Raw genomic sequence first — 21,332 nt, 5'->3', positions numbered from 1 at the left:
CGCGAACGGGCAGGAACTGCCATGCGCAACCCTTTGTTACGTCATACATTGAACGGGTGTCGGCATGGAGATGCCGATGATTGGAGGATCAGCTCATGAGCGCGTCGGACTATCACAAGGACCGCCTCGGCAACCAGAAGCTCCATCCCGAAACACTGATGCTCGGCTACGGCTATGATCCCTCCCTTTCGGAAGGGGCGGTGAAGCCGCCGGTTTTCCTGACCTCGACCTTCGTCTTCAAAACCGCCGAGGACGGTCGCGACTTCTTCGACTACACGGCCGGACGCCGGATGCCGCCGGAGGGCGCGACAGGCGGCCTCGTCTATTCCCGCTTCAACCATCCCAACAGTGAAATCGTCGAGGACCGCCTGGCGATCTTCGAGGAGGCGGAAAGCTGCGCCATTTTTTCCAGTGGCATGGCCGCCATCGCTACCACCCTTCTTGCGGTGATGCGCCCAGGCGATGTCATCCTGCATTCGCAGCCGCTTTACGGCGGCACCGAGACGCTGATCGCCCGCACTCTGAGCACCTTCGGGATTGGCGCGGTCGGCTTTAATGACGGGGTCTCGCCTGATGCCGTCGCGGCGGCGACAGTGGACGCCCTGGCTGCCTGCGAACAAGCGGAAACGGAGGTGGGCGGCAAGATCAGCGTGATCTTCGTCGAAACCCCTTCCAACCCGCTCAATACCCTGGTCGATTTCAAACTCATTACCCGTGCCGCCGACACGATCGCCGAGAGACAGGGCTCCCGCCCTCTTATCGTCTGCGACAACACCCTGCTCGGCCCCCTGTTCCAGAAGCCGCTCGCCCATGGCGTGGATCTGGTGATCTATTCGCTGACGAAATATGTGGGCGGCCATTCCGACCTCGTCGCCGGCGCGGTCGTCAGCGGGCGCGAAACCGTGAAGCCCATCAAGCTCTTGCGTGGAGCGATCGGCAACCAGCTTGATCCCCATTCCGCCTGGATGATCGGCCGGTCCCTGGAGACGCTGTCGCTGCGCATGACCGCCGCCTGCCGCAACGCGGAAGCCGTGACCCGTTTTCTGGCCGATCACCCCCGGATCAGCCGCGTCTACTATCCTGCCTTTTTCGCCGAAGGCAGCCCGGAGCGCGACGTCTATCTCAGGCAATGCTCGGCGGCGGGGACGACCTTCGCTTTCGACATCGCCGGCGGCCAGGATGAAGCCTTCCGCTTCCTCAACGCGCTCCGGATCGTCAAGCTCGCGGTCAGCCTCGGTGGCACGGAGTCGCTCGTCTGCCACCCGGCAACGACCGTGCATTCGGGTGTGCCACGGGAGCTTCGGGAACGTATCGGCATCTCTGACGCGACCATTCGCATGTCGATCGGTATCGAGCACGCCGATGATCTCGTCACGGATATTGCCCAGGCGCTCGCCACATTAGAACAAGGATAGAAACCGCGAAGGCCTCGCAAATAATGGCCAGATAGCGACTATTCTTTGCTGCATTCGCAGCGGAATTACGCCATAAGTTGCACGCGGCTGGCAGGATGCTCGCCGATCGGGGACGAGCCTCTGCAGGCGCTAGCCGTCGAGCTTGGCCGCGAAGCAATGCGTAACGAGGGAGACGTAACCGTGAAACGAGCTTCGATTGCGGTGTTGACGGGCATTGCCCTGATGCTGGGCGCCTGCGTGACTGCCGTGCAGGACAAGGAAAACATGATGACCGCTGCCGGCTTCAACGTACGGCTGGCGGACACTCCCGACAAGATTGCGGCTCTCAAGAAATTCCCACCGCATAAGTTCTTCGCGCAGAACAAGAACAACCAGGTCGTCTATTTCTACGCCGACCCGACGATCTGCCGCTGCCTCTATTACGGAACCCAGGCCAACTACCAGGCCTATCGCCAGATGGCCTTCCAGCAGAACCTCGCCGACCAGCAACAGATGACGGCCGAGATCAACCAGCAGACGGCCTTCGACTTCGGCCCCTGGGGCGATCCCTTCTGGTACTGAGGGCACCGCCGGCCTCTGGCCGAGTCCGCTCTTGCGCATCTCCGCTCTTGCGCATCAAGGAAAAGCAGGCTTCGTGCCTGCTTTTTTTATCGTCCGACCGTCATGGCGCAACAGGCTGGAGACTGTTCTTGATCAGGACGAGGTCGCTCCCTCCTCAGCCCTGACGGGAAGAGGTGCGGCTCTTCTGGGCTTGCCCCCCTGCGGCAGGCGCACGACGGCGATCAGCGCGATGCCGAGGCCCACCGCCATCACCCACCACGCGGGACGGATCGTTGTCTCCACATCAAGATTGGCTTCCAGCACGAACTGCCAGGGCGCCCCGGTCGTCGCCGCATACCAGATGGTCTCGACGATCGCGGTGAGCCCGCCCGTTACGATGGCTGCCCCCACCAGCTGCAGCGCCTTGAGGGGTATGGCGAAGCGATGCATCAGCCGATAGGCGAAAGCCAATCCGAACAGGCCGGTCATCAGCACGGCCTCCGTGACATCGATCTTGGACTGCAGATAGAAATGGACGAGCGCAAGCGGCGTTATCACATAGACGGCACGATGCAGCGTCTGCCAACGGCGCCCCAGTCTCCGGATCATCGCGTCGGTCGAGGTGGCGGCGAGAACCGCCAACCCGAAGAGAGCGACAAAACCAATGGTGAGATAGATTCGTAGGACGATCTCACTTGCCACCCGGCCGAGATCGAAACCCTGATCCAGGCAATAGAGCGCGAAATGGATCGCCACATAGGCGAAGGCGGCTACGCCCAGCATGCGCCTTACAAGAATGAGCTTCGGCCAATTGCCGATCCGGCGCAGCGGCGTCACGGCGAGCGATGCGAGGATCAGGCGGACCGCCCACAAGCCGGTCTGATGAATGGCCTCGGTTACAGGCTTGGGAGCATACCACCCCATCGCCCACGACCAGGCAATCCATATCCCGGGCGCGAGCACACAAAGGAAGGTGACGAGCTTGAGCGGCGAAAGCCGGCCCGCGCGGTCGCACCAGGGCAGCTTTGCCGCACGCGGCATCAACAGGGCGTTGGACGAGCGAATGGCGTTATCCTCGTCGATCCTCTGGCGCGCGAATGGCCGCGACAGATCTTGCCAAGCCCACGAGGGGACAAACCACCCCGCGGATGGGATGAGATTGGCAATATCTGCATTTGGAGTTCAAGTGCCTCAAGCAAGGAAAGCAGACACATCACCGTGACGAGAATTCTCGAACTGAAATTTACGCGCATAACGACATTTGAAACACCACGAAACACAATGAAACATAAAATACGCAATTTGCAACAAATATTACTTCGATATACATAATTTTATTAAAGTAAAAAAGGGGAAATATACAAATTTTTAATTTTCGTGGCAGCATTGTGACGTTGACTTACCGAAATTTAATTTGAAAATCAGCAGATTACATCACAATCTTTCCTTCGCTCGAAGGAGACATTGATATGAAGAAGACAATGATCGCCGCCCTTGCCGCACTGACCGTCGCCGGTTCTGGCGCCCTCTCGGCAAGCTATGCGCAGTCCGCCAACGCGCCAGGCGCCTCCCAGGGGGCAGCCCCTCAGCAGGAAACCCGCCAGACACGGGACCACACGCGCAGCCCCATGCGGCTATCGGCGGAAGATCGCGGAGCGTTGCTCGATGCACGCCTCGCGGGCTTCAAGGCCGGGTTGAAGCTGACGGCTGATCAGGAAAAATCCTGGCCAGCGCTGGAGACCGCGGTGCGGGATGTCGCCAAGCAGCGCGGCGAGCGGATGGCCAAATGGCGCGAAGCGCGCGAGGAGCGCGGCAAGAAGGAGCGCCCGGACATGATCGAGCGCCTCCGCCGCGGGGCCACGATGATGGAAGAGCGCGCCAAGACGATGCAGACCCTGGCCGACGCGGCCGCGCCGCTCTACGAGAGCCTGGATGCCGGACAGAAGCGGCGCTTCGACGTGATGGCGCGCGATATGATGGATCAGCACGGCGGGCCCCGTCGAGGCGGCCCCGAGCGTGGTCCTCATCATCGCGGCTGACGCGGCGATCAAAAGGGATCGAAGCGCCTCGGCGCTTCGATCCATTCTCCGCGCCCGCTGGCCGCGGACCATGCTTGGTTGAGCAGGTGCTTACTCCCGCACCACCAGCACCGAACACGTGGCGTGGCGAACGATGGTCGCGGCGTTTGATCCGAGCAAATAGGTCGACATCGCCGGCTTGTGTGAGCCCACAATGATGAGGTCCGCCTTCATGTCCTCGGCCTCCTGGAGGACTTCATTGTAGATCGAGCCGAGGCGCACCACGTGGCTAACCGATATTTCCGGCGCCACGATCGACTTTGCGAGCGCCGCAAGATCAGTCTCAGCGGTCTCCTGCTGTTCCGTGTCGAAGTCCGGCGGAACGAATTCCATGAAGGTCACGGGCAGGATCGACCTGACATAGACAAGGCGTATCGAGCCCGCCGTCGCACTGGCGAAGGCCACCGCCTTGTCGATGGAATGGCGCGAGAAACCGGCATCGGAAATGTCGATCGGCACCAGAATATTCTTGTACATCCATTGCCTCCGTCACTGTGACCCGGCCGCGGCTCCATGGCCTGGACTATTGACCGTCACCCCTTTCCCTGGGAACACCAGGGCACGAAATTGTCTTTGCAAAAACCGATATCAGCACCGCGACCCGATGGCTGAAGATATCCGACAGACGCACGCGATCGGCAACATGGAAGCCGGATCGTGGTAAGCGCTCTTCATCCCTGGCGGGGAGGCGTGTGGACGACGAGGCCGTCGAGATCGGGCGTGATCCTGATCTGACACGACAGGCGCGACGTTGGCTGCACATCGGACGCGAAGTCGAGCATGTCCTCCTCCATGCCTTCGGGAGGGCCGACCCGATCCCACCAGGCGTCCTCGACATAGACGTGGCATGTCGCGCAGGCGCAGGCTCCACCGCATTCGGCATCGATGCCGGGCACCCCGTTGTGGATGGCCGTCTCCATCACCGTGGAGCCAACATTGGCCTCGACGGTCCTCGCCGTTCCGGCGGCATCCACGAAAGTCACGGCTGTCATAATCTGTCCTTCGGCACTTGAAGACAACGAGCAATCGACGACCGCCAGATCATGTCGGGCGGGCCAGGATATCTTGCATCACGGCGTCCGCGGCGGTGATGGCCGCATCGAACCGCCGGAAGAGCATCTCGAGCTCCAGCGTCGCGGGCTCGGTCAGAGCGCCTTCTATATCCTGGACGATGGCCGCCACCTTCCACGCTCCGATGGCGCGCGAAGAGCCTTTGAGGGTGTGGGCGGCGTCGGAGCGTGCGCGCAGCTCGCCCTGCCCTGTGATGACGGCATACTGCTGGCGGAGTTGATCGCGATAGAGGCCGATGATCTCGCACGCGAGCTCGCGATCGCCCCCTGTCTGTTGATCCAGGTAGGCCTCGTCAATATCCACAGCATCTTTGGCCGGGGGGCCCTCTCCGAATCGCTCACTCATAACACGCTCATTGTTCATGCAGATATTGCACACGGACTGGGGCACCATGCAGCGCTATCGCCGCTCCATCAACATTCTTCGCAAGCTCGACGACGACCGACAGCGGCATGGATCGAGAGCGCCAAAAAGGGTAAAAAAGCCGTTAACGAAACTCTCAATTGCCTCTTGCCTCGGGTTTCAATTGCGGCGTCGGGGGGTTAAGCTCTCATGGTAAACAGCGGTATTTGCTGAATGTTTGCCGATAGCGGCGGCGACAGTCAGTAAGATCGGGGAGGAGGCACCCTGATCGCCGCGTGAGATTGGGGGCGATGCGAGGCGGCGACATGGCCAAAGAAAATAAACTCGTTGATCCGACGCAGGAAGCTTTGTCGGCGCTTGAACAGGCGTTGACGCTGAACGTAGCGGACATGCAGGCGCCGAGCTCCCAGGCGAAAACCGCCGATTCCAAGGACCTCAAGGATCCGAAGGACACGCGGCTACCCGACACGCGGGATGACGACATGTTCGCGAGCAAGCGCCGGGACGCCGCGCCCGCCGAACCGGCACGCCCCGGGCCGAACCATATTGATCCCCCCCGCCCCGCAGCCGTTATCGCGCCGGATCCCTCCCGCGTCGCCAACGATGACCGCCAGTCCGTCGGCGCCTTGCTCCAGACCTTGCAGCAGAAGCCTTCACGGGAACCCCTCTGGTTCGCGGCCCTGGCATCGCTGTGCTGGCTCATTGCCATGGGCGCGTTCCTCAACGCACGCTATGGCATCACCGCCAATGGTGTGCAGAGCGTTCTCACAACCCTCGCCCCGACTGACTGGGGTCTGATGGGCGTGTTGCTGATAGGCCCGGTGCTTCTATTCTTCGTGCTGGCCATCCTGAGCCTGCGCACGCAGGAAATGCGCCATGTAGCGCGTGCCATGACAGGGGTCGCCGTCCGTCTCGCCCAGCCGGAAACCTTGGCCTCGGAGGCAGTGGTCAATTTGTCGCAGGCGGTTCGCCGTGAGGTCGCCGCCATCGGCGACGGCGTCGAGCGTGCACTCGCCCGTGCCGGCGAGCTGGAGACGCTCGTCCGCAGCGAGATTTCGACTCTCGAGCGCGCCTACCAGGGCAATGAGATCCGGATCCGCACCCTGATCGACGAGTTGGTCGCCCAGCGTGAGGCCATCGTCGCGAATGCCGACCGCGTGCGGGGTTCGATCACGGGTGCCCATGAAAACCTCACCCAGGAACTCGAGGTGGCCGGCCGCAATCTCGTGGAGGCCGTGACCTCGGCGGGCACGAAGGCAGCCGAATCACTCGGCTTCAAGGGCGAGCAGATGGCCCAGACGCTGGACCAGATCAGCGACCGCATGCTGAACGAGATGCAAAGCCGTGGGACGGGCCTTGTCGATCGCCTCAGCGCCACGGCGGAGAGCGTCAACGTGCGCCTCGCCACCGCGAGCAACGAGGTCACCGCGCTTCTCGACAAGAAGGGCCTGGAGATCTCGCAGACCATCGAGCAGACCGGGCACAAGCTCAACGCCGGCCTCCAGGAGAGCTCCGTCGAGGTGACGCGCAAGATCGCCGCGACCGGATCCGAGATCGCCGACAGCATCGCCCGCAAGGCGGGCGAGGTGAACGAGACACTGCGGACCACGGGCGAGGCGCTCGGCACGACCCTCGGCGAGCGGGGCGCGGAAGTCAGCCGCCGTATCGAGGAAGTCGGCGCGGGCGTCGCGACGACCATTTCCCAGCAGGGCAGCGAGCTCAACGAGACCATCTCGGTCGCCGGCCAGAAGGTCGCGAGCACTATCGTGCTCCGCGGCACGGAGGTGACGGAGCGCATCGAGGAGGTCGGTCGCGGCGTCACCGAAACCATCGTCGAGCGCGGCGGCACTCTCGCCGATCGCCTCGCCTCCACCGGCGATCGTATCCACGAAACCATCGAGACGAACGGCCGCACGCTTGAAGAGACACTGTCGGTCACGGGCGACCGGGTCGCCAAACTGATCGGCGAGCAGGCAAACGGCGCCCAGGGTGCCTTCGAAGCCAGCGCAAAGCGTTTCGCGGACGATTTCCAGAACCGGACGGCCGAATTCAAAACCGCCATCACCAACCAGACGACGGAAGCGCAGGAACTGCTCAGCGGCACCGGCAATGAAATCGTGCTGGCCGTGGCGGCGCAGGGCTCGCGTGTCAACGACACTCTTGCCCGCAATGCGGAGACTTTGGCACGCACGATCAACGAGCGCAGCCGTAACCTGGACGAGACCCTGCTGCAGCGCCTCGCGGCCTTCGAGGAAAGCATCGAGGCCGGCGGCGGCAAGCTCGCGTCTTCCCTGGAGGGCAGGCTCGCGGCCTTCGAGGCCAGCATCGCGACCGGAGGCGGCAACCTCACCGCGGCTCTCGACGGGCGGCTCGCGGCGTTCCAGTCCGGCATTCAGGACGGCAGCGGCCAGTTGGCGTCCACAATCGAAGAACAGCTGACGGCCCTGTCGAACGCCCTGCACAGCGGCGGCGAGCAGCTGGCCCAGACACTGGCGGGCCGCATCGACACGCTGAAGGCCAGCATCGCGGAAGGTGGACAGCATCTCTCCACCACTCTGGACGGACGCATCACCACCTTCATCAAGAGCGTTCAGGCCGGCACGCAACACCTGTCCGCGACGCTCGACGGCCGCCTGAACGCCTTCAACACGAGCGTCAACACCGGCGGCCAGCAGATCACGGCCTCGCTGGACGAGCGGCTATCCGCCTTTGGCCTGCGCCTCGACGAAGGCAGCAAGCAGCTCGCCAACGCCCTGGACGAACGCCTGGCAGCCCTCAACGGCGGCATCAACGAAGGTGGCGCGCGCCTCGCCGCGACCCTCGACGGACGCCTGGCTGCGCTCAACGCCAGCGTCAACGAGGGCGGGAGCCAGCTTGCCGCAACCCTCGATGAGCGCCTTGCCGCGCTCAATGCCGGCATAAGCTCGGGAAGCGGACAGCTCGCCGCCACCCTGCACGACCATCTGTCGACATTTGGCGACCGCATCAACGGGACGAGCGAACAGCTCGCCGCGACGCTCGATGGACGTCTCGCGTCGTTCAACGCGGCCATCGACACTGGCAGCCACCAGCTTGCGACAGCCATCGACACACGGCTCAGCACCTTCAACAGCCGTATCGACGACGGGGCAAACCGCCTCGCGGACGCGCTCGACACGCGCTTGGCCGTCTTCGGGAACGCGATCGGCGATGGCAGTACCCGTCTGGTCGAGGCCCTCGATGGCAGGCTGGCAACGTTCAACAGCCATATCGAGGACGGCGCAACCCGCCTCGCAGACACCCTCGACACGCGTCTGTCCGTCTTCGGAAATGCGATCGGCGATGGCAGCACTCGCCTGGTCGAGACCCTCGATGGCAGGCTTGCCACGTTCAACAGCCATGTCGAGGACGGCGCAACCCGCCTCGCCGACACCCTCGATATGCGCCTCGCTGTCTTCGGCGACACCATCGGCAAGGGCAGCACGCGCCTCGTTGCAACGCTCGACGACAGGTTGACGGTTTTCAGCAACCGAATCGAGGGCGGCAGCAGCAAGCTCGCCTTGACCCTGGACGAGAGGCTCGCCGCGCTGGACAGCTCGGTCGATCAGGGCAGCGAAAAGCTTGCCGCCGCTCTCGACAGCCGGCTGGCGGCGTTCGGCAATCGGGTTGAGGAAGGCAGCGAAAAGCTCACGACCACGCTCGACGACCGGCTCGCGACCTTCAACACCCGCATCGAGGATGGCACCGGCCGCTTGGCGGAAGCGCTTGACGGACGCCTCGCGGCGTTCAGCACCACCATCCACGGCGGCGGCGACAAGCTAGCCGCGGCGCTGGACGGCCGGCTGCAAGCCTTCGGCGACCTCGTCGAGACCGGGAACAACCAGCTCGCGACGACGCTCGATACAAGGCTGGCCGGCTTTGGCGCCACACTCAGCGACGGCAGCGAAAAGCTCGCCAACACGTTTGACGAGCGCCTGGCTGTGCTGAGCAGCCACATCAAGGACGGCAGCGGCGCACTTACCAGCACCATCGACGAACGGATCTCGACCTTCATCGAGGGGATCGAGGCAGGCAGCTCCCACCTTGCGTCCACGCTGGACGAGCGTCTCTCGGCTTTCGACGGGAGCATCAAGGACGGAAGCAGCGGGCTCGCGACCGCACTCGACGAGCGCATCGCGGCTTTCGCCAAGACCCTGGCGGATGGCGGCGAACACCTCGCGACAACGGTCGAGGCGCGGCTTGCGGCGTTCGACAGCAGCGTCAAGAACGGTGGCGGCCAGCTGCTCCAGCAGCTCCAGCAGCGCCTTTCCGCCTTCGAGACCACGGTGGAGAGCGGCACGGGACGCATCACGACGGCGCTCGACGCGCGTCTGTCGGCCCTCGAGACGACGGTCGAGAGTGGCGCCGGCCGCCTGACCGCCGCGCTCGACGACCGGCTGACCGTGCTGGAAACCAGCCTGGAAAGCGGCAACAATCGTCTCAATTCGACGCTCGAGAACAGGCTCGCGGCCTTTACCGACAGCGTGGTTTCGGGCGGGCGACAGCTCGACACGGTCATTGGCGAGCGCATTGCGGGTTTCGAGGACGTGGTCGACACGCGCTCGCGCTCGCTCGACTTTGCCCTTGCCTCACGCCTCGCGAGCTTCGAGAACCTCGTCAATACCGGTGGGCAGGAGCTCATCGCGACCTTAGGGATGCGTATCGGCAGCCTGCAGGAGCTCATGGAGACACAGGGCCAGAAGCTCGACACGACGCTGACCAACCACATCGGCACGCTGCAGGAGACCGTCGTCATCCACGGCAGCACGCTCGTGGACCGCATCGCGAACGACACCGGCCGCTTCACCGAGGTGGTGGAAGCGCAGCTCACCGCCGTGCGCGACCTGTTCGCGACCCATGGCGAGGAACTCGGAAATGCGCTTGTCGAGCGCAGCCGCACCGCAGCCGAGGTCATGGAGCAGCAGATCGCGGCGATCGAGCAGCGTTCAGCCGCGAAGAGCGGCGAGATCGCGAAGAACCTCGACACGCTCATCACCGGCATCGACGAGGGTCTCGGAGCGCGCGCCAATGCCCTGAGCGAGGCGCTGATCCGCCATACCAGCGGCATCGCCCGCGTCCTCGCCGAGGGCGGACGCGACGTGACTCATGCCTTGCAGGTCAAGGCCGACGAGATCGGCAGCATGGTCTCCGGCAAGAGCGAAGCCCTCACCGAAATCCTCTCGCGCAAGGCGGAGGAGATCAACCAGACGCTCGGCGGCCGTGCCCTGGAGATCGCCTCCACGCTCGACCAGCGCGTCGCGCGCTTCGAGGAACGTGTCGTCGATCGCCTGGATTCTGTCTCGACCACCCTGGACGAGCGGGGTCGCCGCCTCAGCGAAGAGCTGACGCTGCGGTCCGAGGCCATCGACTCGAGCCTCGGCAATCGCATGGCGGAACTGTCATCGCTGTTCGGCGAGAGGGGCACCAACCTCGTTGCCAGCCTTGGCGACCAGGGCGAGGCGATCGCCCGCGAGCTGGCCTCCATCGGCGAGGCCGTTGTCCGCACGCTCGAGGCGCGAGGCCTGTCCGTGGCCGATGCCGTTCGCGAGCGCAGCGAACACATGACCGAACTCTTCGCCGCGTCGAGCGAAGGCCTGCGCCAAGCGATCGACGCGGGTACGAGCCAGTCCATCGAGGCGCTGGTCGCGACCAACGACCGCCTGCGCGGCGAGCTGTCCGGCGTGCTCGGCCGCTTGTCGGAGGCCAACCAGCTGCTGCAGCAGCTCACCGCCGGTGCCAGCACCAATCTCACAAGCGTCGAGGAAGGCCTCGGCCACCGCGTGCGCGAGCTTGAGACCGTGCTCAACACCGTGACCCAGGAGGCGCAGCGTGCCTCAAGCGAGGTGGGCGCGCAGGTGGAGGCTTTGCGCGAAGTGTCGAGCGGATCTGTCCAGACCGCCAACACGCTCGCCCAGCAGCTCGCCAGCCAGGGCCAATCCGTCGCCCAGCTCACGACGGACCACGTCCAGGCGCTGGCGACCGCAGCCTCGACATTGGACAGCGTAGAAACGCGCCTCGGCGCCGCCCTCGAAAAGCGCCGCGCGACGCTGGAGAACCTGCTCGGCGCCGTGGCGGAACGCACTGGCGATATCGAGCAGATCACCGGCTCCTTCAATGCTCTGCTGGCCGATTCCCTGGAAGACGCGCAGAAGAAGGCGCGCCAGATCGGCACGCTCCTGTCCAGCAACGCCGAGTCGACGACGCAAGCGATCACCGAGCAGTTCAACCAGATCCGTGCAACGACCGATCACGAGCGGGAGCAGACCGCCGCGGCGCTGCGCAAGGCCTACGAGCAGGTTCTGAAGGAGATGGGCGAAGGCCTCGGCAAGGCGACCGAGCGCTTCCACGGCATCGCGGATGACATGCGGTCCGTGTCCGGCGAGATCCGCCAGGAGCTCGAGGCAACGCGCCGGGAGCTTCAGCGCGGCATGGTCGAGCTTCCGCGAGAGACGCAGGAAAGCGCCACCGCGATGCGACGCGTGGTGGCCGATCAGATCAAGGCGCTCAACGAATTGACCGATATTGTGTCCCGTCAGGGCCGGTCCCTTGACGTCGCCGAGCCGCGGACGAGCCAGCGCGGGGACGTCAGCCCACGCATGGAAGCGCCCGCCCGCCGCAGCCCTCCCCCTTCGGCCGAAGGCCCGACGCCACGCCCGAGCGGGCCGCCGTCCGCACAGACACGTTCCCCGGCGGCAGCCGTTGCCGATAGCTTCACGGACGCGGCCGCGCGCCTCGTTCCGAGCCGTCGGGAAGACGTTCCCGCTCCGACACCGGCGCCTGCCCCGGGGCGCGATACCAACCAGACGGGCGCCCGGGGCTGGCTGTCCGATCTCCTTGTGCGGGCCTCACGCGATGACGCCACGCCGAAGGATGCCTCCAAGGGCACGGACCTCGCCGCCAAGCTCGTGGAAGCCCCGCCTCCTGCGCCACAGGAACGGGGTGAGCGCTCCCCCCGGCATACAATCGAGCTTCTGGACTCGATCTCGGTCGATATCGCGCGGATGATCGACCACGACGCGGCACTCGAGCTCTGGGAACGGTACAAGCGTGGCGAACGCAACGTGTTCACCCGCCGGTTGTACACGCTACAGGGCCAGCAGACCTTCGAGGAGATCCGGCGGAAATATCGTCGTGACCCGGAGTTCAGGGATACGGTGAACCGCTATATCGAGGAATTCGAGAGGCTGCTCGCCGAGGTGTCACGCAAGGACAGGGATTCGGTCATGACCAAGACCTACCTGACCTCGGAGACCGGCAAGGTCTATACGATGCTCGCCCATGCCACCGGACGTTTCGACTGATACGATGACGACGTAAAAAAGCGGGCCCGATCAACAGGATCGGGCCCGCTTTTGATTCAGATGCTGCGCAGCGCCGCCCACGAGCACGCTGTACCTCGGGATTTCGCGGCTTTCGTTGAATCAATTTCTGAAGACCTTGGAGCCGGGCCTTCCTCCGATCCCGTTTCACGCAGGCGGGCATCCTCTCCGGCGAAGGCCCCAAACCGCCTTCGGCGAAGGCCCAAGGCCGCGCGACCGATCCGAAAAAGAATCCGCGATCAGCGGGATACCCGTATTTCCGGAATCAGAATAGGAGGCCCGGAGCGGGACCGGGTACGCCGCGAGGGGCGTTATGGGACGCACGCTGACGGATCGCGCGCCCGATCGAGAGGCGCGTCCGGAAGGCGCGCGCACGCCTGCTTACCGATGAGCCCTCAGGCCGCGAGATTTCAGGAGCGCGAAGAGCGCGCGGGCCGGATCAGGCCCAGCGCACGATATCCCTGAGGACGACACCCAGCGCCTCGTTCAGCGCCGCCGCGCCCGCCGGGCCGGACAAGGTGCCAGTGGTCGGTACCTTGGCGGTGAAGATCCGGGCGGATATCACCTGCCCTGTCGCGGCATCGATGACGCGCGCGGCGATCTGTACGACAGCCTCGCCAGTGCCAGCCGTGATGTAGAACTGGCGCAACTCCGTCGCCAGCTGGAAGGCGGCGATGGTGCCATCTCCCGGCCGCCCCACCCGGCGTAACTGTCCGGCATTCGCGAAGGTCTCGATCAGCCGGGTCTGCACGAGGGCCGGCAACCTGTCGCTCCACTGGGCACCGGTCAGGCTTGAGACGGCCCCCGCCTTGTCGTGGACGACGATCTGCTGACTGTTGAGCGTCTCGAGCGCGACCGGCTCGGTCACGGCGAGCTGGCGTCCACCACGCGCGCTCAAACCACTGCTCGGCGCGGTGAGATCAAAGGTTGGCGGCGGCGGCGAGGCGCAGGCGCTCAAACCGAGGGTCACCATCAACGACAAGGCTCGGAAGGACCAGCCGCGCCTGTCCACGGACCGACCCCGGGTACTGCCGCCGCGCGGCTCGCTCGCAGAACCCATCATAACGTCTCCAGAGCGCTGGTGTAGTGAAGGGAAGCGGCCCATCAGCGCGGGCCGCTATAGGCTGGCAAATTCGGCTTGGCGCCGAAGATGAACTGCTGGGGATTCCGCTGCACACTCTGCAGGGTGCGATTGAGGTCGTTGAGCGTGCGGCGCGCATCGCCCGTCAAAGCCTCGACGTTACCGAGGCCAGGGCCGGTAAAGCGCTTGATGCCCGCGGTGATCTCGGCTGTTCGCGCGTCGAGGTTGGTGGCGAGTGTGCGGATGGCCCGCGCGGCCTCGGCGACCTGGTCAAACGCGCCCTTGCCGTCGGGAGAACTCAGCAGTCCCTGCGCCGATTTCAGCACGCCTTCGACCTGGTCGGCCGCGCGGTCCAGCTTGGCAGTCAGCGAATTTACGTTGCGCAGGATCGTCTGTACATCGCCGGCGTTGTCGCCTAGAGCGGCGGTGAACCGGTCGACGTTGTTGACGATATCGGAGATCTTCCTCGTATCGACAGCCTTGATCGCCGCCTCGAGACTGGTCGACAGTCCCGACAGGCTCTTCGCCGTTTCTCCGGCGCTCGACAGAAGCTGGTTGACGCTGTCGGAATTGTCGCCAAGGGCCTGGGAGAACTTCTCGACATTGCGGACCGTGTTGGCGATTGGCGTTTGCGCATCGCCCACGACGCTGTCGATCTTGTTCAGCACGTCATCAGCGCGCCGAGCCAGCCGCTGGGCGGTTTCCAGGAGATCCTGGAAGTCCGACCGGTCGGCGTAGATCGTCGGCATGGGCTGGCCGGCGGACGCCACCAACGGCGGCGCCTTGGGATCTCCACCCGTCATCTGGATGGAGGCAACCCCCGTCAAACCCTGGTATTCAAGGCGTGCCTTGGTATCGGAATTGATCGGGATGCCGGAATCGACGTCGACGATGGCGACCACATGGCGTGGATCTTCCGGCAGCAGGCTGATGCTGCGCACTTCACCAACCCTGAGGCCGTTGAAAAGCACCGAGGCGCCACGAGAAAGGCCGGACACGGAACCTGTGAAGACCACCCGATAGGATTCCCGCGTACCGCCGCTGCCCAACGCCGCGAACCAGTAAACGAACAGGAACGCGCCTGTGACGACAGCAAGCGTAAAGAGACCGATCAGAGCGTAGTTGGCACGTGTTTCCATGGCTTGCTAACTATCACCCATCACTGCGCGCGCTCTCTTGCCATGGAAATATGCCTTCACCCAGGCATTGTCAGATGCCAGCATAGCCTCGATTGACCCTTGAGCGATGATACGTCCTTCGCCCAGTGCTGCAATCCTGTCGCATACCGAATGAAGACTGTCGAGGTCGTGGGTTACCATGAAGACGGTCAAGCCCAGCGTCTTCTGCAAGGTCGCGATCAAATCATCGAACTCGCCCGCGCCGATCGGATCGAGACCGGAGGTCGGTTCGTCGAGGAAGACGATCTCTGGATCGAGCGCCAGAGCGCGCGCCAAGGCTGCACGTTTGATCATGCCGCCGGAAAGGTCGGACGGGTATTTATCCGCGGCATCAGGCTTCAGGCCGACCATCTCGATCTTCAGCATGGCCAGCTCATCCAGCAAGCGTTCCGACATGTTGAGATATTCCCGCATCGGCACCTGGATGTTCTGCTTGACGGTCAGAGCCGAGAAGAGGGCCCCTTGCTGGAAGAGAACCCCCCATCGCCTCTCCACAGCGCGACGTGAATCATCGCTGAGTTCATCGAGATTCTCGCCGAAAACCTCGATGGTCCCGTGGCGCTTGCGAACCAACCCGAGGATGGTGCGGGTCAACACGGACTTGCCCATACCCGAGGCGCCAACGAACCCAAGAATCTCGCCGCGATACACATCGAGGTCCAGGCCCTTCATGATGGTCTTCTCGCCAAAGCCGACCTCCAGGTCGCGGACCCGGATAACAACCTCGCGATTGGGCTCTGTGGCATGGCCATCCGCCGCGTCGGCATAGCCCGGCTCAGGCGATCCGCCGTTGGCTGGTGCGAGCTGCTGGTCCATGTGCGCCTCAGAAGCGGATCGCGGCGAAGAACATCGCGAACAGGCCGTCCACGACGATCACCATGAAAATTGACTTCACGACCGCGGCCGTGACCTGCCGGCCGAGAGATTCAGCCGATCCCGCGACGGCCAGCCCTTCAAGGGAAGCGATCAGGCCGATGACAAGCGCCATGAACGGCGCCTTGATCATGCCGACGAGGAAAGTGTTGAAATCGATGGCCGACTGCAGGCGGGCCAGATAGATCTCGGGGCTGATGCCACCGTAGATCCACGCCACCAATCCGCCACCGAACAGCGCCGCCATCTCCGAGATGAAGGTGAGCAGCGGCAGCCCGATGATCAAGGCGAGAACCCGCGGGATGATCAAAACCTCGATGGGATCGAGGCCCATCACGCGCAAGGCATCCACCTCCTCGCGCATTTTCATCGAGCCGATTTCCGCCGTGAAGGCGCTGCCCGAGCGGCCGGCCACCATGATCGACGTGAGCAGCACGCCGAGTTCGCGCAGCACCAGAATGCCGACCAGGTCCACCACGAAGGTGACTGCGCCGAAGCGTTGCAGCTGGAAAATGCCCTGCTGGGCAATGATGCAACCCACAAGAAAGGAAATAAGCGCGATGATCGGCACGCCCCTGAAGGCCACCTGCTCGAGCTGATTGACAAGGGACGTCAAGCGGAAGCGCTTCGGGTTCGCGAAAACCCGCGCGAGCCCGGCCGTCGTTTCGCCAAGAAAACTGATGCCGCGCGCCATGTCCCGCCCGGCATTGACGACAGCCTCGCCGACTTCCGCCAGAAAGTCGACGAGCCTGGACTTCCGACGTTTTGTTAATTCATTGCCGCTACGGTAGGCGATCTCATTGAGGAGAATGCTCTGCTCAGGACGCGCGCCTACGAAATCGGCGTGCAAGCCGCGATCGCCTAGCTCATGGCGCGTGCGATCGAGCACCCAGGCACCGAGCGTATCGAGGCGCTGGATCCCTGAAATGTCGAGGATGACGCGCCCCGCACCCTGACTTGCGTCAAGCAGGGTCTGCGCCTCTTTCTCGACAGCGGCCGCGTAAGGTGCCGTCCAAAGCCCGGAGAGGGTCGCCCTAATTTCGCTACCAGCCTCTTCGGTCGCGGCGGTGGGTCCTGCGTTCATGCACCTGTCTTGCCAGCTGACGTCCACACCCGGCGGACGTCGCGATTCCCGTATACGGCACTGCAATCACCGATACCGGCGATACCCGTCGATGTCGAGCAAACCCATGCCGTACCGTTGGAATAAGTGATAAAGCTGCATCGTTGCAACATCACGGCGAAAGCCGCGCCTGTCATATCCGGATCCACCAGAAGGCCTGTCATGTCGCGCCGTCTTACCGTCGCCATCGAACGCTTCCCCATTGCGGGGAAATTTGTCATCTCACGCGGCGCCCGCACGGAAGCGGTCGTCGTGACGGCGACAATCAGCGACGGGGACCATAGCGGACGTGGAGAATGCGTGCCCTACGCCCGCTACGGAGAGAGCGTCGACGGCGTCGCGGCCACCATCGAAAGCCAGCGCGCCGCCATTGAGAACGGCCTCGACCGTCAAGGCCTTGGCGAAACGCTGCCGGCAGGCGCCGCGCGCAATGCGCTGGACTGCGCCCTGTGGGACCTCGAGGCCAAGATGACCGGGGTTCCGGCCCATGTGCTCGCGGGGATCACGCGCGTTCCTCGCGCCACGACGGCCTACACCATCAGCCTGGACACACCGCAGGCCATGGGCGAAGCCGCCGCGCGCAGCGGGCGGCCTATCCTCAAGATCAAGCTTGGCGGCGTCGGAGACCCCGCGCGCATCGCTGCCGTCCGGACGGCGGCGCCTGACGCGGTCGTCATCGCCGATGCCAATGAGGCTTGGACACCCGAGACGCTGGCCGAGAACCTCGCGGCTTGCCGGCGTGCTGACGTCGCGCTGGTCGAGCAGCCCCTGCCGGCGGGCGAGGATCACCATCTCGCCGCCCATCGCGGCATCATCCCGCTCGGCGCCGACGAAAGCCTGCACACGCGGGACGACCTCGCACGACTGGCGGGGTTCTATGACGTCCTCAACGTCAAGCTCGACAAGACAGGGGGGCTGACAGAGGCGCTGGCCCTCGTCGCCGAGGCCGAGGCCAGGGGCTTCGGAATCATGGTGGGCTGCATGGTCGGCACCTCCCTTGCCATGGCCCCCGCCATGCTCCTCACGCCAAAGGCACGTTTCGTCGATCTCGACGGCCCGCTCCTCCTCGCCGAGGATCGGGCGTGCGGCCTTCTCTATGAAGGCAGCGTCGTCAGCCCTCCGACGCGGGAACTCTGGGGGTGAGGAAAAATCCGGTTCCGCCCTCACCGTAAAAGGATCCTTTACGCTGACGCCCGTATCGTCGGGTCGAATGAGCCTGCATGCCTGCTGGCCCAACGACCTGAGCACCATATGCTGACATCCGAAGCCAGTCCCATCGAGTCGTCGCCGACCTACGATGCAATCGCCCGGGCGCTCACCGAGACCGAGCGTGGACGCTGGTTTCTGGCGGAGTATGTGCGCCGCCAGCGCCATGCCGATCTCCAGTCCCTGATCGACGCGTTGAGCCGCCTTCAGGGCAGCAGTCGCCGCGCTGACCATGCGGATACAAGGGACGACGATCGTGACCGGCAGCGCTTCCGCCTCGTTCAGATCCAGCGTCTGATCGAGCGCACGCGTATCGAGATCGCGCTTGCGCCGGGAAGCCAGCCCGCGCTCGACCGGGAGGCTAGCGAAGACCCGTTCACGGCTTTGGCGCGCGCGCAGGACAAGACCACGGCCGCCGTCATCGATGCCGCCGAGCTGATTCAGGAAATGGCCTGGAGCAAGACGTCGGCCGGAAAGTCGCACGACGATATCGCCAATAGCGCGGTGCGGGATCGCCTGACGAGCCTCTACGCCGTCGCCGCGAACAGCATGGCGATCAGCGAACGCTTCCGCCTGCTGGCGCGTCTGATGGACCAGATCGAGCAGCGGCTGTCGAAAGCCGTCGAGGCCTGTGACGCCGGGCCGGTGCCCGAGGCTGCCGCACTCCGAGAGCCAGCCATCGCGCCGGACCTGCCACAGACGGTGCGGCTCGTCGTCAATAACGCGGAACAGGCCGCCAGCCAGCAGACAGTCATGCACAACACCGCCAGCATTCGCGAACAATTGGAAGCGCTTGTGGCGCGGCAGGCGTCCGCACTGCAGAGGGGATCTCGCAAGCCCATTCGCTCTCCCGGTGATATTCTGGCCGGCCTCACGACCATGAGCGCCTCGGAAAAGCTTCGCCGGTTCACTTAAAGCATTTCCGAGCGGAGCGGGCAGCCGCTCGCGAAGACGATGCTCGGAAATGAAGGACCTGGAACCAGGCGCCGGGCCGCTTCAGGACGCGATGGCGAAGGCCCCGTCACCGCCGCCTGTTGCGGCGCCATGCGCCAGGCGGATGTTGTCAAGGAATTGGCGCGCGCTGGCCTGCCAGGTGAAGGTGAGACCATAGGCCCGGCAGCGCGCGCCGGGGATCTCCAGCGCCGCGAGGGCAGCCTTTCCGAGATCATGGTCCAGCACGCCGCATTGCGATGGGCCGATGACATCGATCGGCCCCGCGACCGGAAGGGCCGCCACCGGCAGTCCGCTCGCCAGCGCCTCCAGAAGCACGATGCCGAAGGTATCCGTCGCGCTGGGGAACACGAAGACATCCGCGACCGAATAGACCTCCGCGAGCGCCTTGCCCGTGAGGCTTCCGAGGAAGCGTGTTTCAGGATAGGTCGCCTGCAAGGCGGGCCGGGCCGGGCCATCCCCGACCACCACCTTTGTTCCTGGCAGGTCGAGCTTCAGAAAGGCCTCGATGTTCTTGTCGACGGCAACGCGGCCGACATACAAGAAGACCGGCCCCGCGAAAGGCCGTGGAGCATCGGGACGGGGCCGGAACAGCGATGCGTCGACACCACGCGACCAACGCATCAGCGGGCCAAAGCCCCTGGCGGCGAGTTCCCGCTCGATCGTACCCGTGCTGACCATGATGCCGGCGCCGGCGTTGTGAAAACGCCGGAGCGCGGCATAGCTCCAATCCGTCGGCACCGGCAGGCGCGCCGCGAGATATTCGGGGAAGCGTGTGTGATAGCTCGTCGTGAAGGACTGGCCTTCTCTCAGACAGGCGCGTCGCGCGGCGAGCCCGATTGGCCCCTCTGTCGCGATATGCACGAAGTCAGGCTTGAACGCGGCCATCTTGCGCCTGACCGAAGAGGCAAAGGTGATCGCCAGCCTGATCTCCGGATAGCTCGGCATCGGCCAGGTCCGAAACATGTCGGGCGTGAGGAACACGATCTCCGCGCCGAGTTCAGGCGCCTCCCGCGCCACATTCTCCAACGAGCGCACGACGCCGTTGATTTGCGGGTGCCAGGCATCCGTGGCGACGAGCACGCGCATCAGGCAGCCACCTCCTGGAGGGGAACGACAGCGTTCGGCTCCCGCGAGCGTCCCCAGTGCACGATCTCGAAACGGCCATCGTAGTGCTCGACCAGCGCCGTGCAGGATTCCACCCAGTCACCGGTATTGATGTAGCGGACGCCGTAGTCGTCGTGCATCGTGGCGTGGTGTATATGGCCGCAGATAACGCCGTCGGCCTCATGGCGGCGCGCCTCCGAGGCGAGCAACTCCTCGAAGCGACCGATGTAGTTCACCGCGTTCTTCACCTTGAGCTTTGCCCAGGAGGACAGCGACCAGTAGGTCAGGCCGAGGCGGCGGCGCGCGACGTTGAGATAGGTGTTCACGAAGAGAGCGAAGCCATAGGCGCGGTCGCCAAAGAAAGCGAGCCAGCGGGCGTGGCGCACCACCATGTCAAATTGATCGCCATGCGTCACAAGATATCGGCTGCCATCGGCGGCCTCATGGATCGCATATTCCATGATCAACACGCCGCCGAAGTTAGATCCAACGTAATCACGAAGAAATTCGTCATGATTACCTGGAATATAAATGATCTGGCAGCCCTTGCGTGCCTTGCGAAGCATCTTTTGGACAACGTCGTTGTGCGCCTGCGGCCAGTACCACTTCTGCCTCAGCCGCCAGCCGTCGACCATGTCGCCGACCAGGTAGATCGTATCGGCGTCGTGGAACCGCAGGAAATCAAGCAAAAGATCCGCCTGGCATCCCTTGGTACCGAGATGCACATCAGAAATGAACAGGGCTTTCGTTCGCACCACGTCGTTCCGCAAGGCTCCGGCCTTCCGCGTCAGCTTGCTCGGAGCACGGCGCACATCCGGCCGTGCGGGCTATCAAAAACCTGATTCCGATTGCAGTTTCGTGACGCAGGCTCGCGTTGGGGCCTAGACACGGGAAATCCCGCCTCGTCCAGATGATGGCAAGATTATGACTTAATATTGGCAATGTTAACAAGGATAAACCATATTTCTTCTTGCAATCACAGTAGATCGATTAATTTCCTCTTAAAAGT

General features: G+C 64.0%; 16 protein-coding genes. 6 read left to right on the top strand and 10 right to left on the bottom strand.

The annotated features are described in order from the left end of the window. Window positions 1-95: 95 nt before the first annotated feature. On the top strand, window positions 96-1,415 hold the full coding sequence (locus KIO74_RS02035; protein WP_213330050.1) for a cystathionine gamma-synthase family protein: 1,320 nt from the start codon (window positions 96-98) through the stop codon (window positions 1,413-1,415). Window positions 1,416-1,595: 180 nt separating this feature from the next. After that, on the top strand, window positions 1,596-1,976 hold the full coding sequence (locus KIO74_RS02030) for a hypothetical protein (RefSeq protein ID WP_213330048.1): 381 nt from the start codon (window positions 1,596-1,598) through the stop codon (window positions 1,974-1,976). 132 nt (window positions 1,977-2,108) lie between these two features. Here the strand turns inward: KIO74_RS02030 and msrQ are convergent, their stop codons facing one another. Further along, entirely contained in the window at window positions 2,109-2,996 is an 888-nt protein-coding gene (gene msrQ / locus KIO74_RS02025; RefSeq protein WP_213330046.1) for a protein-methionine-sulfoxide reductase heme-binding subunit MsrQ, read from the bottom strand. A gap of 428 nt (window positions 2,997-3,424) precedes the next feature. On the opposite strand from msrQ, the gene KIO74_RS02020 reads away from it, so the two are divergent. Then, window positions 3,425-3,994, top strand: coding sequence for a Spy/CpxP family protein refolding chaperone (locus tag KIO74_RS02020; protein WP_213330044.1), 570 nt, complete (start codon window positions 3,425-3,427; stop codon window positions 3,992-3,994). A gap of 90 nt (window positions 3,995-4,084) precedes the next feature. Here the strand turns inward: KIO74_RS02020 and KIO74_RS02015 are convergent, their stop codons facing one another. The 3 genes from KIO74_RS02015 to KIO74_RS02005 all read right to left on the bottom strand — a co-directional run bounded on the left by KIO74_RS02015 (window position 4,085) and on the right by KIO74_RS02005 (window position 5,449). Further along, window positions 4,085-4,510: a universal stress protein gene (locus KIO74_RS02015; protein ID WP_213330042.1), complete on the bottom strand. Its 426-nt coding sequence runs from the start codon at window positions 4,508-4,510 to the stop codon at window positions 4,085-4,087. 194 nt (window positions 4,511-4,704) lie between these two features. Continuing rightward, complete coding sequence (locus KIO74_RS02010; protein ID WP_213330040.1) at window positions 4,705-5,025, bottom strand: 2Fe-2S iron-sulfur cluster-binding protein; 321 nt, start codon at window positions 5,023-5,025, stop codon at window positions 4,705-4,707. Window positions 5,026-5,074: 49 nt separating this feature from the next. Beyond that, window positions 5,075-5,449: an Hpt domain-containing protein gene (locus KIO74_RS02005; protein WP_213330038.1), complete on the bottom strand. Its 375-nt coding sequence runs from the start codon at window positions 5,447-5,449 to the stop codon at window positions 5,075-5,077. Window positions 5,450-5,772: 323 nt separating this feature from the next. Here KIO74_RS02005 and KIO74_RS02000 point away from each other — a divergent pair, with 323 nt between their 5' ends. Then, entirely contained in the window at window positions 5,773-12,786 is a 7,014-nt protein-coding gene (locus KIO74_RS02000) for an apolipoprotein A-IV repeat region-like domain-containing protein (protein WP_213330035.1), read from the top strand. A 457-nt stretch (window positions 12,787-13,243) separates the two neighbouring features. On the opposite strand, the gene KIO74_RS01995 is transcribed toward KIO74_RS02000, so the two are convergent. The 4 genes from KIO74_RS01995 to KIO74_RS01980 form a co-directional block, all read right to left on the bottom strand. Next, complete coding sequence (locus KIO74_RS01995) at window positions 13,244-13,867, bottom strand: ABC-type transport auxiliary lipoprotein family protein (RefSeq protein ID WP_249730827.1); 624 nt, start codon at window positions 13,865-13,867, stop codon at window positions 13,244-13,246. A gap of 41 nt (window positions 13,868-13,908) precedes the next feature. Further along, the gene (locus KIO74_RS01990) at window positions 13,909-15,024 is read right to left on the bottom strand and encodes an MlaD family protein (protein WP_213330033.1); all 1,116 of its coding nucleotides are present in this window, start codon (window positions 15,022-15,024) and stop codon (window positions 13,909-13,911) included. A 6-nt stretch (window positions 15,025-15,030) separates the two neighbouring features. Continuing rightward, the gene (locus KIO74_RS01985) at window positions 15,031-15,735 is read right to left on the bottom strand and encodes an ABC transporter ATP-binding protein (RefSeq protein WP_249731120.1); all 705 of its coding nucleotides are present in this window, start codon (window positions 15,733-15,735) and stop codon (window positions 15,031-15,033) included. A gap of 151 nt (window positions 15,736-15,886) precedes the next feature. Beyond that, complete coding sequence (locus tag KIO74_RS01980) at window positions 15,887-17,020, bottom strand: ABC transporter permease (protein ID WP_213330029.1); 1,134 nt, start codon at window positions 17,018-17,020, stop codon at window positions 15,887-15,889. A gap of 201 nt (window positions 17,021-17,221) precedes the next feature. Here KIO74_RS01980 and dgcA point away from each other — a divergent pair, with 201 nt between their 5' ends. Together dgcA and KIO74_RS01970 are read left to right on the top strand one after the other, a co-directional pair. Next, complete coding sequence (gene dgcA / locus KIO74_RS01975; protein WP_213330027.1) at window positions 17,222-18,202, top strand: N-acetyl-D-Glu racemase DgcA; 981 nt, start codon at window positions 17,222-17,224, stop codon at window positions 18,200-18,202. A 108-nt stretch (window positions 18,203-18,310) separates the two neighbouring features. Then, entirely contained in the window at window positions 18,311-19,180 is an 870-nt protein-coding gene (locus KIO74_RS01970) for a hypothetical protein (RefSeq protein WP_213330025.1), read from the top strand. An 81-nt stretch (window positions 19,181-19,261) separates the two neighbouring features. On the opposite strand, the gene KIO74_RS01965 is transcribed toward KIO74_RS01970, so the two are convergent. Beyond that, window positions 19,262-20,305, bottom strand: coding sequence for a glycosyltransferase family 4 protein (locus tag KIO74_RS01965; RefSeq protein WP_283772107.1), 1,044 nt, complete (start codon window positions 20,303-20,305; stop codon window positions 19,262-19,264). Then, the gene (locus tag KIO74_RS01960; protein ID WP_349629130.1) at window positions 20,305-21,078 is read right to left on the bottom strand and encodes a UDP-2,3-diacylglucosamine diphosphatase; all 774 of its coding nucleotides are present in this window, start codon (window positions 21,076-21,078) and stop codon (window positions 20,305-20,307) included. The genes KIO74_RS01965 and KIO74_RS01960 overlap by 1 nt, the downstream gene beginning before the upstream one ends. Between the last annotated feature and the right edge of the window lie 254 nt (window positions 21,079-21,332).

Origin of the sequence: Chelatococcus sp. HY11 (assembly GCF_018398335.1) — a bacterium.
Lineage (GTDB): Bacteria > Pseudomonadota > Alphaproteobacteria > Rhizobiales > Beijerinckiaceae > Chelatococcus.
This window is presented reverse-complemented; position numbering and strand designations above follow the sequence as displayed.